This window comes from Ensifer adhaerens, assembly GCF_020035535.1.
Classification (GTDB): Bacteria; Pseudomonadota; Alphaproteobacteria; order Rhizobiales; family Rhizobiaceae; genus Ensifer.
This window is the reverse complement of record NZ_CP083351.1, coordinates 200,153-212,819: the sequence shown is the minus strand read 5'-3', so window position 1 is coordinate 212,819 and position 12,667 is coordinate 200,153. Positions and strand designations below refer to the sequence as shown.

The window sequence follows — 12,667 nt, the reverse complement described above, 5'->3', positions numbered from 1 at the left end:
CGCCATGATCCGAAGGGCATTTTACGAACGAAAATGGCTACGATGGATGATGGCGTCGCTTATCCCCATAGCTGCGGCCGCATTGCTCGGTTGGGAGCGCCAGCCAAGAGAGTTCCGGTTAGAACCCGCTCTTGCTGCAGATTTGGACAATTTGCGGTTGATGCCCAACGGCATCAGCGGAGCACCGCCTGAAAGCTATTTTGCGCGCGGCAAGCCGTATGAAGCCGACTCCTACAGTCTTAGCCAGGGCAAACGCCTTTATACCTGGTTTGGGTGCCAATCCTGTCATGGCGATGGTCGCGGCAATGGTGGACCATCCTTCCTCGATGGCTGGTGGCTCTACGGACCGGAGGTCGTATCGATCGTCGCCTCTATTCGAGACGGTCGACCACAGGGCATGCCGGCCTTCAAGGATAGGATGACGATCGAGCAGATCTGGCAACTTGCCGGATATGTGCAGACGATCGGGGCCTATCAGGCAAAAATGGCGGCGACGGGAAGAAACGACGATGCGCACACAAGGCCAGCCGAAAACAGAAGGCCCGCAGCGATCCTCTTTCAAGAGGGGCCGGTGGCGGTCCACCCGAACCAGGGGCAATCACCATGAAATCGTCCGGCTTGCTCATTGTTATGTCGACCGTTGCGATAACCCGCGCATGCACTGCCAATCAGTCGGCGCTTGGGGCCCAGGGAGCTCCTGCGATCCACCTCGAGCAACTGATCATCGGTTTCATCACCATGTGCTTCGTTGTCTGGATTCTGGTGATGACAGCGCTTGCCTGGGGGCTCCTGCGCGACCGCTCGATACAAGGTTGGCGACCGTCCGATCAACGGCTGACGGCGATTGTAGCCTTTGCTGTGGGAGCGACCGTCATCGTCATTTCGGGGCTGACCATCTGGAGCTTTTTAACGACGCGCAACATTGGTAGCCCGGATGCCGCCGGCCTCACTATTATGGTCAGAGGAAAGCAATGGTGGTGGCAGGTCGTTTATACTGACCCGGATCCTTCCCGCAGCTTTGAAACAGCAAATGAAATCCACATTCCGGTCGGACAGGATGTCCGCATCGTGCTTGAAGCCTCGGATGTCATTCATTCATTCTGGGTACCGAGCCTTGCTGGAAAGCAGGATATGATACCAGGACGATCGAACGCTCTCCTCCTACGTGCTGAGCGGCCGGGCATCTACCGAGGGCAGTGCGCGGAATTTTGTGGGCTCCAACACAGCCATATGGCCATCGCCGTCATTGCCGAAAGCCCTGGCGAGTTCGAGCAGTGGGCAGCAGCGCAGCGAAGCGATGGTGTGTCATCCGAGGAGCCAGATGCTGTGGCGGGCAAGGTCACGTTCCTGGCCAAACCGTGCGCCGCCTGTCATACGGTCAGAGGCACGCCGGCCAAAGGTAAGACCGGTCCGGACCTCACACACGTGGCAGACCGGGCAACGATTGCGACCGGCCTGCTTGAAACGACGCGCGGATCGCTCGCGGCTTGGATTGCCGATCCACAAACCCTGAAGCCCGGCAACAACATGCCGGTCGTACCGTTGAGCAGTGTGGAACTGCGGAACATCTCTGCTTACATGGAAAGCCTCAAATGACCACGACGGCTGAGGACCCAGATCTTCGCGACACTCTGCTAGAAGACGCGGAACTCAACCGCCGTCTGGCGGCCACGTGGAATACGGCGTCGGGGATTTGGGGCGCTCTTTCAACGGTCGATCACAAAATCATCGGTCGCCGCTACATCGTGACCGCATTTGTGTTCCTTGCTCTGGGCGGTGTGCTGGCGATCGCCATGCGGCTGCAACTCGCGCAGCCGGAAGCCAGGTTAATTGGGCCCGACCGTTACAATCAAATTTTCACGATGCACGGCGCCAACATGATGTTTCTGTTTGCCGTGCCGGTGATGGAGGCAATAGCCGTTTATCTCGTTCCCCTCATGGTCGGCACGCGCAATATCGCGTTCCCGCGTCTCAATGCGTTTTCCTATTGGGTCTATCTTGCGGGAGGATTGTTGCTTTGGGTGGCCTTTGCAATCGACGCAGGTCCTGACGTCGGCTGGTTTGCCTATGTGCCTCTTTCAGGGCCAGAATATGGGGCGGGAAAGCGAGCCGACATCTGGGCTCAGATGATTACCTTTACCGAATTGTCCGCGCTTGCGGTCTCGGTTGAAATCGTCGTGACGGTGTTCAAACAACGCGCGCCTGGAATGACGCTCGACCGAATCCCCCTGTTTGTCTGGTCGATGCTGGTGACTTCGTTTCTCGTCATCCTGGCAATGCCGGCAATCATGATCGCAAGCTCGAGCCTAATCCTGGATCGCCTCGTCGGTACGCACTTTTTCAATCCCGCCGAAGGCGGTGACGTGCTTTTATGGCAGCACTTGTTCTGGTTCTTCGGCCATCCGGAAGTGTACATCATTTTCCTGCCGGCTGTCGGAATGGTATCGACGATCGTTGCGACGTTTACCGGCCGTCCTGTATTCGGATATCTCGCGATGGTCGTGGCGCTCGTCGCTACCGGAATCCTTTCCTTCGGCCTCTGGGTCCACCACATGTTCGTCGCGGGTCTGCCGCGTGTGGGCGAGAGTTTTTTCACGGCTTCGAGCATGGCAATTGCGGTGCCTGCGGGCCTTCAGGTCTTTTGCTGGATCGCAACCATTTGGGCTGGCAAACCAGTATTCAAGACGCCATTTCTGTTCGTGACCGGCTTCATCGTCACCTTCGTTGTGGGTGGCCTCACCGGCGTAATGGTGGCGTCAGTGCCGTTGGATACGCAGGTCCATGATACGTATTTCGTCGTGGCCCATTTCCACTACGTCCTTGTTGGAGGCGCCGTATTCCCCTTGCTGGGCGCCATCTATTACTGGTTCCCGAAGATAACGGGTCGGATGATGAGCGAGACGCTGGGTCGCTGGGTCTTCGGGCTGATTTTTATAGGCTTTAACCTGACCTTCTTCCCCATGCACATCCTCGGACTTCAAGGCATGCCAAGACGAATTTATACATATCAGCCCGAAATGCCGTGGGCCGGATTAAACCTGTTTGTCAGCTTAAGTGCCCTCCTCCTTGCCGTCGGATTCCTCTTGTTTTTTATGGACGCACTGCGCAGCGTCAGATCCGGTCGTACCGCCTCGGCAAATCCCTGGGGTGCCACAACACTCGAGTGGGCGACATCGTCACCGCCACCCGCTTACAATTTCAGTCGTTTGCCGGTTGTCAAAAGCCTCCAGCCTTTGATGGATAATCCCCATGTGCTTGATGTTGCCTGTGGTCTCAGTGTTCACCGTCGCGAGCTAATCGTCAGCACTGTCATAGAGGCTCGTCCGGAGGCTCGCGAGTCGTCGCCCACCGCTTCCATCTGGCCGCTCTGGTCGGCTGTCGCGACGTCGATACTGCTGATCTGGTCAATATTCACGCCATGGGCGGTTGTTTGGGGCTCGATCCCGGTCGCAATTGCTCTTACGGGTTGGTTCTGGCCGAAAGGCACGCCGGAGGACGATGCATGAAAACCTACGTCGCCCAGGACTTGACGACATTGCCGGCACACGGGTTTGGCACCGCGAGCCCGACTTGGTGGGGGACGCTCGCTTTCATGCTGATCGAGGGCACCGGCTTTGCCCTCACGGTCGCAGTTTACCTGTATCTCATGGCCCTGGCGCCGCGCTGGCCACTCAACGCGCCGCCGCCCGATCTCCTTCCTGGAACTCTGCTTACGGCTGTCCTTCTTTTAAGTCTCTTACCAAATATCCTCATCGCTCGATGGGCGCGGACACAAGACCTTCAAAGAGTACGCATCGGGCTGATCGTCATGGTCGTAATGGGCGTGGTTCCCTTGGCACTGCGCATTTTTGAGTTTTCGGCTATGCAGATCGCATGGGATCGGAACGCCTATGGGTCGATCGTATGGGTGATGCTCGGCCTACACACGACGCATATTCTTACCGACCTCGTTGACACATTGGTTTTAACCTGCCTGATGTTTTCACGTCATGGCAAAAATCCTCGCCGTTTCGGAGATGTCTCCGATAATGCGATGTATTGGAACTTCGTTGTCGCGACGTGGTTACCGTTATTCCTGTGCCTTTACTGGGTACCGCGCCTATGACTGCACGTTCGCTACGCCATGCTGGACTTATCCTCCCTCCCATCGCCTGGGCAGCGGCGACACAGCTTGGACAAATCACACCCGTTGTCGACTGTCGACAGGGCATCTCCTGGTCGGCGATCTCATGCGGACTTTTGCTGATCATATCGCTTGCCGCTATCGCGGCCTCCCGATCGGCCTCGCAACCGACACTGGGCACCGAGCGGTTCATCCTTAATGGCGGCCACCTGCTCGGACTGGCTTTTGTGTTCGCTCTGTCGTTGCAGGGAGCAGCGTCGCTGCTGCTGGAACCATGTCAGCGCTGATCGGGCTCTTTACCATTCTCATGACGGCGTCCCCTGCGATCGCCCATGGTGGCGAGGCTCATTCGGGACCTCAATGGACTTTCGATCCATGGATCTCGCTTCCGCTCGCGATAATCAGCTTGTTATACGGTTTGGGTCTCATCAAAGTCTGGCGTCGAGCGCGGCGCGTGGGCCCGATCGCCCAGCGAATTCTCTTATTCTATGCAGGGGTGCTGAGCTTGGCGGGTGCGCTCCTCTCCCCCCTTCACTGGCTCGGTGAACATCTCTTCGCGTTTCATATGATCGAGCACGAGATCGTTATGGTGGTCTCGGCGCCGTTGATGGTTATCGCCCGGCCAATGGGGTTCCTCCTGTGGGCATTGCCGAGGCGGACGCGTCATCTCGCTGGCAGAGCCATACACTCTCCTGCCATGTCGAAGGCGTGGGAATGGTCTACGCGCACGACCAACGCAACTATCCTCCACGGGATCGCGATTTGGGCCTGGCATGTGCCAACGCTTTTCGACGCCGCCTTTCTCAGTCCTCACATTCATCGGCTTCAGCACATCAGTTTCTTTGCCACGGCAATCCTGTTCTGGTGGGCCCTCGTCTGGAAAAGCGGCCACGGAGTGGCAGGCTGGCATCTCTTCGTCACGATGATGCATACCAACATCCTTGGGGCGCTTATGGCATTGGCGCCCCGCGCGGTTTACTTTGCTCAAACAAACACGACGCTCTCCTGGGGCCTGACACCGCTACAGGACCAACAACTGGCTGGAATGATCATGTGGGTTCCGGCTGGAACGGTTTACGCTGCCGCCTGTCTGACGATGTTTGCTTTGTGGATCTACCGGTCGGGTCGAATAGGGGAGCAAAATGTCTAAGGTTCCGCTTTCGCATGGCGCCGTCTGGCTGGTTTTGACTATGGTCGTCAGCCTTGCCGCATTGGTTTCAACCACTGAGTTGCGCCATCACCGGCTCAAGGTTAACACAGCCGAGACGCTGTCCGGCGGCGATCCTTCCCGTGCACCGGAGATTTTTCGCCGGTATGGTTGCGCGGGTTGCCATGCCATCCCGGGCGTGCCCGGGGCTGACGGGCAGGTTGGGCCTCCGCTCTCCGAGCTCTCCCAGCGGCTATACATCGCCGGGGTGCTGGAAAACAGCTCCGACAATCTCACCGCGTGGGTCGTGTCACCGCAGCGCTTCTCGCCGAACTCGGCGATGCCGCCTACGGGAGTCTCTGAGAAGGAAGCGCGGGATCTTGCCGCTTATCTTTACGCGCGTTGATATCGGCGAAGGTCAGGGGTGTGGAGTAGGAACGGGCGGAAGCGTCTTAATGTAGCGTGCGATGGCGACGCGGTCACTCTGTGACAGCATGGCGGTATTCGTCACGACGTCCACCATAGACGAACCGACCTGGCCGTGATCGGGGGTCTTCCCGGTTTTCAGCATTTCGACGAGATCATTTTCCGACCAACCGCTTAACCTTTCCTGGGTGATGTTCGGAACGAAACCCGTCCCCTGCGGGTCGATGCCGCCCGCAAACCGGGTTTCTGGGCGAATTGCACCGAAGACGTTTCTGGTCGAATGACACTCGGCACAGTGCGCGACGCTTTCGACGAGATAGGCCCCGCGGTCATGGACAACATCGCCATTTCGCTTCCATCGATCGTCGCGCAAGAACAGCAGTTTCCAGAAGCCAACCAGTCGCCGTGCGGCGGATAGAATTGCCGGATCATGTTGCGGTGCCCGGCCGGTGACCTTCCGCAGCGTGCGAAGATAGGCGTAGAGGTCGTTAAGGTCCGCGATCGTCATGCTATTAAAACTAGTATAGGGAAGGGCTGGATAGTAATGCGTGTGCCGCGGCGAAACGCCCCCAATCAGGGCGTTTGCGAGATCGACGGCGCTCCAGGCACCGATGCCGTCTACCGGGTCTGGTGAAATGTTTGGCGGGCGAAAGGTGCCAAAAGGTGACGCCAGCGCCATACCGCCTCCCAACTTAAGCCGGTCGGATTGCCCCGGAGTGGAGTGACAAGAGGCGCAATCGCCGGCTGCGAATACGATCCGGCCCTTCGCGACGCTTCCAGAACCGTCAAATCTCCGATCATCGCTGGCAAATGGCGGTGATGGTACAGAAAAAAACCAGAGGATGCCGGCCACTCCACACGTGCCAACACCGATAAGAATTACGGATTTCAAGCGCATCGCCCGATCCTCAGCGAGCCGGTCAGCACGATAGGGCTCATAACCGGCTCGATATTGCCGGCAAGGAACATTTGGGCCCCAATGTTCGCCCCTTTCCTAAACGCTCCTTCCAACCTTCGGTCGCGGCAACGGTTCCCTGGAAGTCGCATTCGGATGACGCCTCGGAACCGTCGCTCGCATCCGCACAGCCAACTATTAAGCCCGGATTGCCTCAAGCAAAATGTTACCGATAGTGTTGATGTTTCCGATGGGATGGTCATGGTTCGCTGTCCCAGCTCGGAATGGATGGCACTGCGGATCAGCATAGCGATACGGACGGAACGAGTTGAGGCGCCATCGAGCGATATCGATCGAGCTGTCGGGCGGACAGGCAAGGGATCCTAGATGAGTTCGTCGCTGTTACCGGATATCCCCGTAAACATGCAATCAGAGTGCTCCGCTATCGTGGGGCCGAGCCGCCTTCCGCTCGGCAGCATGTTGTCCACTACACTCCCGATGTCAGGGAAGCGCTGGTGGTTCAATGGGAAGCATCCGATCGTCTTTGCTCGAGACGCCTGAAACCGCTGATTCCGTTTTTACTGCCAGCCCTTGAGCGTCATGGCCGGCTCGAGCTGAACGACGGCCTTCGCGATAAACTGCCGATGGTCAGTGCAGCGACGATGGATCGGTTGCTGTCAGAGTCCGTGTGGTGGCTCGCAGCGGCCAGTGTCGGCGTGCCGAAATGGGTCCCCTCGGTACGCCGGTCGGTGCGGTCGCACCTTCGGGGACTGGAACGATCCGTTGCCCGGCCATGTCGAGGTCAATTTCGTGGCCCATTCGGGTACCTTTTCGTCCGGCAGCTTCGCGCAGACGATGGTGCTGACCGATATCGCTATGGGCTGGACCGAGTGCGTGCCAGTGCGTACGCGCGAAAGCGGCCTCGTGATCGCTGCGATCAAGCAAGCCCGCTCGCAGTTTCCATTTCCGCTGCTTGGCGTCGACTTCGACAATGACAGCGCCCTCATGAACGAACTGGTTGTCTGCTGGTGTCGAAGCGGGATTGGAGGTGACGCGTTCGCGCGCCTATCGAAAGAACGATTAAGCCTGAGGCGAGCAGAAGAACGCTACTACGCCATGCTGGACGAACCGGCCATGGCCGCATAACTCAAACCAAATGGCCTCCGGCAAGCCCGCGCGGTTCCAACCTCTGAGATCGTCCTCGTCGTTCATTGGGTTGGTGGCGTCCACACCGAACTGCGCCTGCCGAAGCGGCACTGCAGCCACAGAAACGCGACGCCTGAAGACATTGTCGATGCTGTGCGACAGCTCGTGCTTATTGCCAATGACGTTGTCGCTGGGCTCGGGAGCGGGGCACTGCGCTGAGACGACGGGGTTTGAACCGTGGCTTAATCGGCAGTGCGGCGAAGTTGCTCGGGATCACGTCAAAGGCGTTGCGTCTGGACGAGGTCTCGGTCGTTCTGCCGCCGGCGGCGTGACCCGCTCTGGATTTGACCGGACGGTGGCGGAAGTCTCCCTTGGAACGGTCGGCGCCGTGGCCGCGCGAGGTCTCGCGTTTCGCCCGCAATAGCCGTGAAGCGGTCGTGCTCGACGCGGGAAGTCGACGCTCGTTGCTGACGACGCTGGTCAACAGGAACTTTCGCCAAGGGCGACGGTTATTCAGGATGATCGAACTCGACGGCCGCGCAGCCGTTGCTTTCGTCTGAAAGAAAGGTCGAGCGGGTGTCTCTGGCTGAGAAAACGAAGACGGCTCTTGACGAGTTGCGCATGCTGATGCTGGGCGCGCAAATCCTGCTCGGATTTCAGCTCCAGGCGCCGTTTCAAGATGCGTTTTCAGATCTGAGCGTCTTCGAGAAATGGATCGAAGCGATTGTTCTCTGCATCATGGTCCTAATCATCGCGCTTCTGATCACACCGAGTGCGCGTCATCGGATTGTCGAAAGGGGTGAAGCGACGCAGCGTTTCATCGCTTTTGTGACGCGGATTTCTTTTCTGACGCTAGCTCCGTTTTCGCTCGCACTTGGCTTGGACCTCAGCATTGCTATCGGTCGCGCTCTTGGCTGGTTGATCGGAGGCGTCGCCGGAGCCTTTAGTGGGGCCGTGGCACTTGGGCTTTGGTACGGACCCACGCTGATAAGCGACAACTACAGGGATACGAGAATGGCCACTTCCAATGAAAAAACACCGACTGCTGCAAGATCGACTACGTCCTGACGGAAGCCCGCGTGGTCCTGCCAGGTGCCCAGGCGTTACTGGGCTTCCAACTTGCAAATCGTGCTGACGAAGGGATTCGCCGAGCTCGGCGTTCTGGCGAAAGCGGTTCATTGTGTGGCGCTGAGTTCGGTCGCGGTTGCTACCATGCTCTTGATGACGCCCGCAGCGTACCATCGTATCGTCTATGACGGCGCCGATATACCAGCGTTCTATCACATTGCGAGCCGCTTCCTGATTGCTGCCACGGCCTTTCTGGCATTGGGTTTGGCAGCTGACATTCACGTGGTGATCGGTAAGATCACTGAAAGTCCGGCCGTTGCAAACGTAACGGCAGTCGTGGTCGTCCTGATGCTCGTCGGGTGTTGGCATCTCTGGCCGTGGTGGAAGCGGCTGCAAAACGGCGGCGTCTGAAGCGAACGCCCAAATACATGCGCGCCTTGAAGAGAGGCCGTGGTAGGCACGCCAAGCGGTAGAACAGGGGTGGAACCGAACGTTCTTATCCATCAGATCGCAAGGAATCAGACATTGCTGGCCCCGCAGTCAGACTTGGCGCAAGTCCGATGCTCGGAGCATCAGGATCATGCTGTGCGAGGGCAAGAACGAGGTAATCGTCGAGTACGCACTTCGAGATTCGACAAAGCCGATGGGCGCTGCTGCGGAATATCGGCTATCCGCCGCCCTTCCCCACCATTGCGAAGGGAGCTACCGACCGAAGCAGAGCTTGCACGGGAATTCCGTCAATGTCGCTAGTAAAGTTCCGCAGAGAGGTCGAACGCCTCGGGTTCGCGCCGAAAACCGCAGACCAATTTCGAGGCGCGCTTCACACGATGAACAGAGCAGCGCATGGCCTGGACGTCGCTCCCGTGGTCGCATCTCATGACCGAGGTTGCAACTGCCTTTCTCGCTGAACTTCAAGCCCTTCGAACTATCGACGGCAAAGATCCGCGGCTCGTCGGCGCGCTCTGCCTTAAGAATTCCCGACGATACATTGTGCGATTATTTCGGTCCAAAGGAAACCTAGGAACACTCCAAGGTGCTCGGCACGAAAACTGGCTGTAAAGGAGCCGCTTTAGAACTCTGCCGCATGACCCGCGGTCGAACGTCACGGCGAAGACAGGTTGCGCGCTCCTGCAAATACGGTCCGAAGTCCGGACGCCGCCCAAGGTCGTTGAACGCCGCCGAGGGTTTCACCCACTGCGAGCCCCGCCTGCAAGGCATCTTCGTGGAAGCCGGAGCCGAAATACGAGCCGCAAAACCATGTGTTGGACTGCCCTTGCAACGACCAGAGCTGGTTCTGGGCCGCAAGGGTCGCAGCGTTAAAGAGCGGATGCTGATAGAAGCCCCGCCAGTGCACCTTGTGCTTGGCCGGCGAATGGAGCGGGCTGAGCGTCACGAAGAGCGGACGTCGGCTCCCAACGCCCTGGAGCCTGTTCATCCAGTAAGTCACACAGGGCTTGCGTCGCTCGCCGCCCTCGCGGCCCGAGCGCGCCAGATAGTTCCAGCTCGCCCAGACGCGATTGCGCCGCGGCATCAGGCTTTCGTCGCTATGAAGAATCGTTTCGTTCACGCCATAGGAAAAGGCGCCTAAGACCTCGGCCTCTCGTGTCGAACGGTCAACCAGAAGACCAAGCGCGTGGTCGGCATGGGCGCCGATCACGACGCGGTCGTACCATTCCGGTTCCGCGCCTGGCACCGTTATCTCCACCGCGCCGTTAAGCCGTCGGATTGCCTTCACGGGTGCTTTCAAACGGATGCGATCGCGGAAGGAAGCGGTAAGCCGTTCGACATAGGCACGACTGCCCCCATCCACGGTGCGCCAGACGGGGCGGCGGAAGAATTTCAGGAGGCCGTGATTTTCACAAAAGCGGACGAACGACACCGCGGGATAGTTGCCAATCTCGAGCGCCGGCGTCGACCAGATCGCGGCTGCCATCGGATAGAGATGATCCTCGCGGAAGGCCGTTCCAAACCCCGCACCGTTGAGGTAGTCGTCGAGACTTGCCGAGGGATCAAGGCTCCGCACGCCCTCCGGCGCCTCCCTGTAGAAACGCACCAGATCGCGCAGCATCGACCAGAAGCGTGGACTTGCAAGATTGCTGCGCTGAGCAAAGAGACCGGCGAGACTGCTTCCAGAGTATTCGAGAAGCCCGTCATCCATGGAAACCGCAAAGGACATGTCCGAGGCCTTCGTCGGCACTTCAAGGTGGCGAAACAGCGCCGCCAGGTTCGGATAGGTCAGTTCGTTATAGACGATGAAGCCGGTATCGACCGCCGCACTGTCCGCGTCCACCGTGTGGCAGTGCCCTCCGATGCGGTCGTCTGCCTCAAACACCGTCACCTCATGACGCTGCGACAGCAGCCATGCAGCGGAAAGACCGGCGATACCCGTGCCCACCACGGCGACTTTGAGGGGCCGGCCGGACCGCGAAATATGGCGCATTGGGAACCTTCCTGCCGCTGTCGCTTTGTCTCGGAGTTTCTGTAATTCTACGAGTGCGGAGCCCCTGCGGATCACCATTGTTCAATAATTTCGAACCGGTGATCCGCGGAAGCAACCGCAGCGTAAAAAGGCGCATGTATGGTAGCTCGACCGACATCGACGAAATGCCTGGTCATGGCACGCCACCAAAGCGGCATGCCATCGTGAGCCTCATTGAAAACCGGCAGGCGCCGACCCCGGAAGAGCTGATCGACCTCATGCGGGCGGTCTCGCGCGAGCGAGACCGGCTGGCCTTTGCGCTGGTCTTTCAGCACTTTGGGCCGCGATTGAAGACATACTTCCTACGGCTGACCGTGTCATCGGATATGGCCGAGGACCTCATGCAGGAAACGATGTTGAATGTCTGGCGCAAGTCCTCCTATTTCGACCCCGCGCGCGCCGGCGTAGCGACGTGGATCTTTACGATCGCCCGCAATATTCGCATCGATCATCTGCGCCGCCGGCGCGATCCGTCGAGCCTACCACCCGATCCGCAGGAGATGCCTGCTTCCGTCGAAGAGCACGTCATTGGCGCCGAGCGCGATGAGCGGGTCCGTCGCGCGCTTGCCGCACTCTCCGCTGAACAACAGACGATCATCCGCCTTTCCTATTTCAGCGAGAAGTCGCAGAGCGACATAGCCGCGGAACTGGGCATTCCGCTCGGCACCGTGAAATCGAGAACACGCCTGGCGATCAACCGCCTCCGCACGCTTTTGGAAGACCAGACATGACCGCCAATCACCACGCAACGGATGAGACCCTGATGCGCTTTGCGGCCGGCACACTCGCTGCCGGACCGGCAATTGCCGTGGAAGCCCATCTGGCGCAATGCTTCGCTTGTCGTGCGCGTGCGGGCGAATACCAGGCATTGGGTGGCGCACTCCTCGAAGATACGGCTGCGACCTCTCTTTCCGCGACCGCACTGGGCGACGTGCTTGCGCTCATCGAAGCAGAGCAAGCGGTTGACGCGCCCGCAACGCGTCCCCTCGCCCCCCTGGAGATCGACGGCGTTCTACTTCCAGAAGCACTGCGCGGTTGCGATATCGGACGCTGGCGCTGGATCGGGCCAGGCATGAAGATGAGCCGGGTCGCAGTGCCACACGATCCCGACGCCAATCTCATTCTTCTGAGGGTTGGGCCCGGCCGGGCTCTACCCGATCATGGGCATGTCGGGACAGAGTTCACCTACATCGTCTCGGGCTCCTACACAGACCGGTTCGGCACATTTCGGCCCGGCGACCTTGCCGAAATGGACGAGGACGTAGAGCACCAACCGATCGTCGACCCGGACGGTGAATGCATTTGTCTTGCCGCGATGGAAGGAAAGATGCGCTTCAAGGGGATGATCGGACGGATACTGCAGCCAATCTTCGGGATCTGAGC

14 protein-coding genes and 1 pseudogene are annotated in these 12,667 nt (G+C 59.0%); 13 read left to right on the top strand and 2 right to left on the bottom strand.

Translation table 11 applies throughout. The features are described 5' to 3' along the window. Positions 1 to 46 precede the first annotated feature (46 nt). The 6 genes from LAC81_RS35680 (at position 47) to LAC81_RS35655 (ending at position 5,676) form a co-directional block, all read left to right on the top strand. On the top strand, positions 47 to 607 hold the full coding sequence (locus tag LAC81_RS35680; protein WP_223731037.1) for a c-type cytochrome: 561 nt from the start codon (positions 47 to 49) through the stop codon (positions 605 to 607). After that, positions 604 to 1,596 carry a cytochrome c oxidase subunit II gene (coxB, locus tag LAC81_RS35675; protein WP_223730914.1) on the top strand — a complete coding sequence of 331 codons (993 nt, stop codon included), beginning with the start codon at positions 604 to 606 and terminating at the stop codon, positions 1,594 to 1,596. Before LAC81_RS35680 ends, coxB begins: the two co-directional genes overlap by 4 nt. Continuing rightward, positions 1,593 to 3,506, top strand: a complete 1,914-nt coding sequence (ctaD, locus tag LAC81_RS35670) for a cytochrome c oxidase subunit I (protein ID WP_223730913.1) — start codon at positions 1,593 to 1,595, stop codon at positions 3,504 to 3,506. Before coxB ends, ctaD begins: the two co-directional genes overlap by 4 nt. Then, positions 3,503 to 4,105, top strand: a complete 603-nt coding sequence (locus LAC81_RS35665; RefSeq protein ID WP_223730912.1) for a cytochrome c oxidase subunit 3 — start codon at positions 3,503 to 3,505, stop codon at positions 4,103 to 4,105. Before ctaD ends, LAC81_RS35665 begins: the two co-directional genes overlap by 4 nt. A gap of 292 nt (positions 4,106 to 4,397) precedes the next feature. Beyond that, complete coding sequence (locus tag LAC81_RS35660) at positions 4,398 to 5,273, top strand: cytochrome c oxidase assembly protein (protein WP_223730911.1); 876 nt, start codon at positions 4,398 to 4,400, stop codon at positions 5,271 to 5,273. Then, positions 5,266 to 5,676 (top strand): c-type cytochrome, encoded by a 411-nt coding sequence (locus tag LAC81_RS35655; RefSeq protein ID WP_223730910.1) that lies wholly within the window; start codon positions 5,266 to 5,268, stop codon positions 5,674 to 5,676. Before LAC81_RS35660 ends, LAC81_RS35655 begins: the two co-directional genes overlap by 8 nt. A gap of 12 nt (positions 5,677 to 5,688) precedes the next feature. Here the strand turns inward: LAC81_RS35655 and LAC81_RS35650 are convergent, their stop codons facing one another. Further along, entirely contained in the window at positions 5,689 to 6,594 is a 906-nt protein-coding gene (locus LAC81_RS35650; protein ID WP_223730909.1) for a c-type cytochrome, read from the bottom strand. Between the two features lie 780 nt (positions 6,595 to 7,374). On the opposite strand from LAC81_RS35650, the gene LAC81_RS35645 reads away from it, so the two are divergent. From LAC81_RS35645 to LAC81_RS35625, 5 genes and pseudogenes are all read left to right on the top strand, one after another. Beyond that, positions 7,375 to 7,737 carry a hypothetical protein gene (locus LAC81_RS35645; protein WP_223730908.1) on the top strand — a complete coding sequence of 121 codons (363 nt, stop codon included), beginning with the start codon at positions 7,375 to 7,377 and terminating at the stop codon, positions 7,735 to 7,737. Between the two features lie 304 nt (positions 7,738 to 8,041). Beyond that, positions 8,042 to 8,168 (top strand): annotated as a pseudogene (locus LAC81_RS38660) (ATP-binding protein); the annotation flags it as partial. Positions 8,169 to 8,313: 145 nt separating this feature from the next. Beyond that, positions 8,314 to 8,805: a DUF6328 family protein gene (locus tag LAC81_RS35635; RefSeq protein WP_223730906.1), complete on the top strand. Its 492-nt coding sequence runs from the start codon at positions 8,314 to 8,316 to the stop codon at positions 8,803 to 8,805. Positions 8,806 to 8,865: 60 nt separating this feature from the next. Continuing rightward, complete coding sequence (locus LAC81_RS35630) at positions 8,866 to 9,216, top strand: DUF6328 family protein (protein WP_223731036.1); 351 nt, start codon at positions 8,866 to 8,868, stop codon at positions 9,214 to 9,216. A 169-nt stretch (positions 9,217 to 9,385) separates the two neighbouring features. Next, positions 9,386 to 9,685 carry a hypothetical protein gene (locus tag LAC81_RS35625; protein WP_235693209.1) on the top strand — a complete coding sequence of 100 codons (300 nt, stop codon included), beginning with the start codon at positions 9,386 to 9,388 and terminating at the stop codon, positions 9,683 to 9,685. 222 nt (positions 9,686 to 9,907) lie between these two features. Here the strand turns inward: LAC81_RS35625 and LAC81_RS35620 are convergent, their stop codons facing one another. After that, positions 9,908 to 11,245 (bottom strand): NAD(P)/FAD-dependent oxidoreductase, encoded by a 1,338-nt coding sequence (locus tag LAC81_RS35620; RefSeq protein WP_223730905.1) that lies wholly within the window; start codon positions 11,243 to 11,245, stop codon positions 9,908 to 9,910. Between LAC81_RS35620 and LAC81_RS35615 the strand changes: the two genes are divergently transcribed. Beyond that, positions 11,245 to 12,015: a sigma-70 family RNA polymerase sigma factor gene (locus tag LAC81_RS35615; RefSeq protein WP_223730904.1), complete on the top strand. Its 771-nt coding sequence runs from the start codon at positions 11,245 to 11,247 to the stop codon at positions 12,013 to 12,015. The two genes, LAC81_RS35620 and LAC81_RS35615, sit on opposite strands and share 1 nt — an antisense overlap. After that, positions 12,012 to 12,665, top strand: a complete 654-nt coding sequence (locus LAC81_RS35610) for a ChrR family anti-sigma-E factor (protein ID WP_223730903.1) — start codon at positions 12,012 to 12,014, stop codon at positions 12,663 to 12,665. Before LAC81_RS35615 ends, LAC81_RS35610 begins: the two co-directional genes overlap by 4 nt. Positions 12,666 to 12,667 lie beyond the last annotated feature (2 nt).

Coding starts and splice junctions, on each gene's coding strand:
- LAC81_RS35680 (WP_223731037.1), top strand. CDS start 47: ATGATGGCGTCGCTTATCCCCATAGCTGCGGCCGCATTGCTCGGTTGG.
- coxB (WP_223730914.1), top strand. CDS start 604: ATGAAATCGTCCGGCTTGCTCATTGTTATGTCGACCGTTGCGATAACC.
- ctaD (WP_223730913.1), top strand. CDS start 1,593: ATGACCACGACGGCTGAGGACCCAGATCTTCGCGACACTCTGCTAGAA.
- LAC81_RS35665 (WP_223730912.1), top strand. CDS start 3,503: ATGAAAACCTACGTCGCCCAGGACTTGACGACATTGCCGGCACACGGG.
- LAC81_RS35660 (WP_223730911.1), top strand. CDS start 4,398: ATGTCAGCGCTGATCGGGCTCTTTACCATTCTCATGACGGCGTCCCCT.
- LAC81_RS35655 (WP_223730910.1), top strand. CDS start 5,266: ATGTCTAAGGTTCCGCTTTCGCATGGCGCCGTCTGGCTGGTTTTGACT.
- LAC81_RS35650 (WP_223730909.1), bottom strand. CDS start 6,594: ATGCGCTTGAAATCCGTAATTCTTATCGGTGTTGGCACGTGTGGAGTG.
- LAC81_RS35625 (WP_235693209.1), top strand. CDS start 9,386: ATGCTGTGCGAGGGCAAGAACGAGGTAATCGTCGAGTACGCACTTCGA.
- LAC81_RS35620 (WP_223730905.1), bottom strand. CDS start 11,245: ATGCGCCATATTTCGCGGTCCGGCCGGCCCCTCAAAGTCGCCGTGGTG.
- LAC81_RS35610 (WP_223730903.1), top strand. CDS start 12,012: ATGACCGCCAATCACCACGCAACGGATGAGACCCTGATGCGCTTTGCG.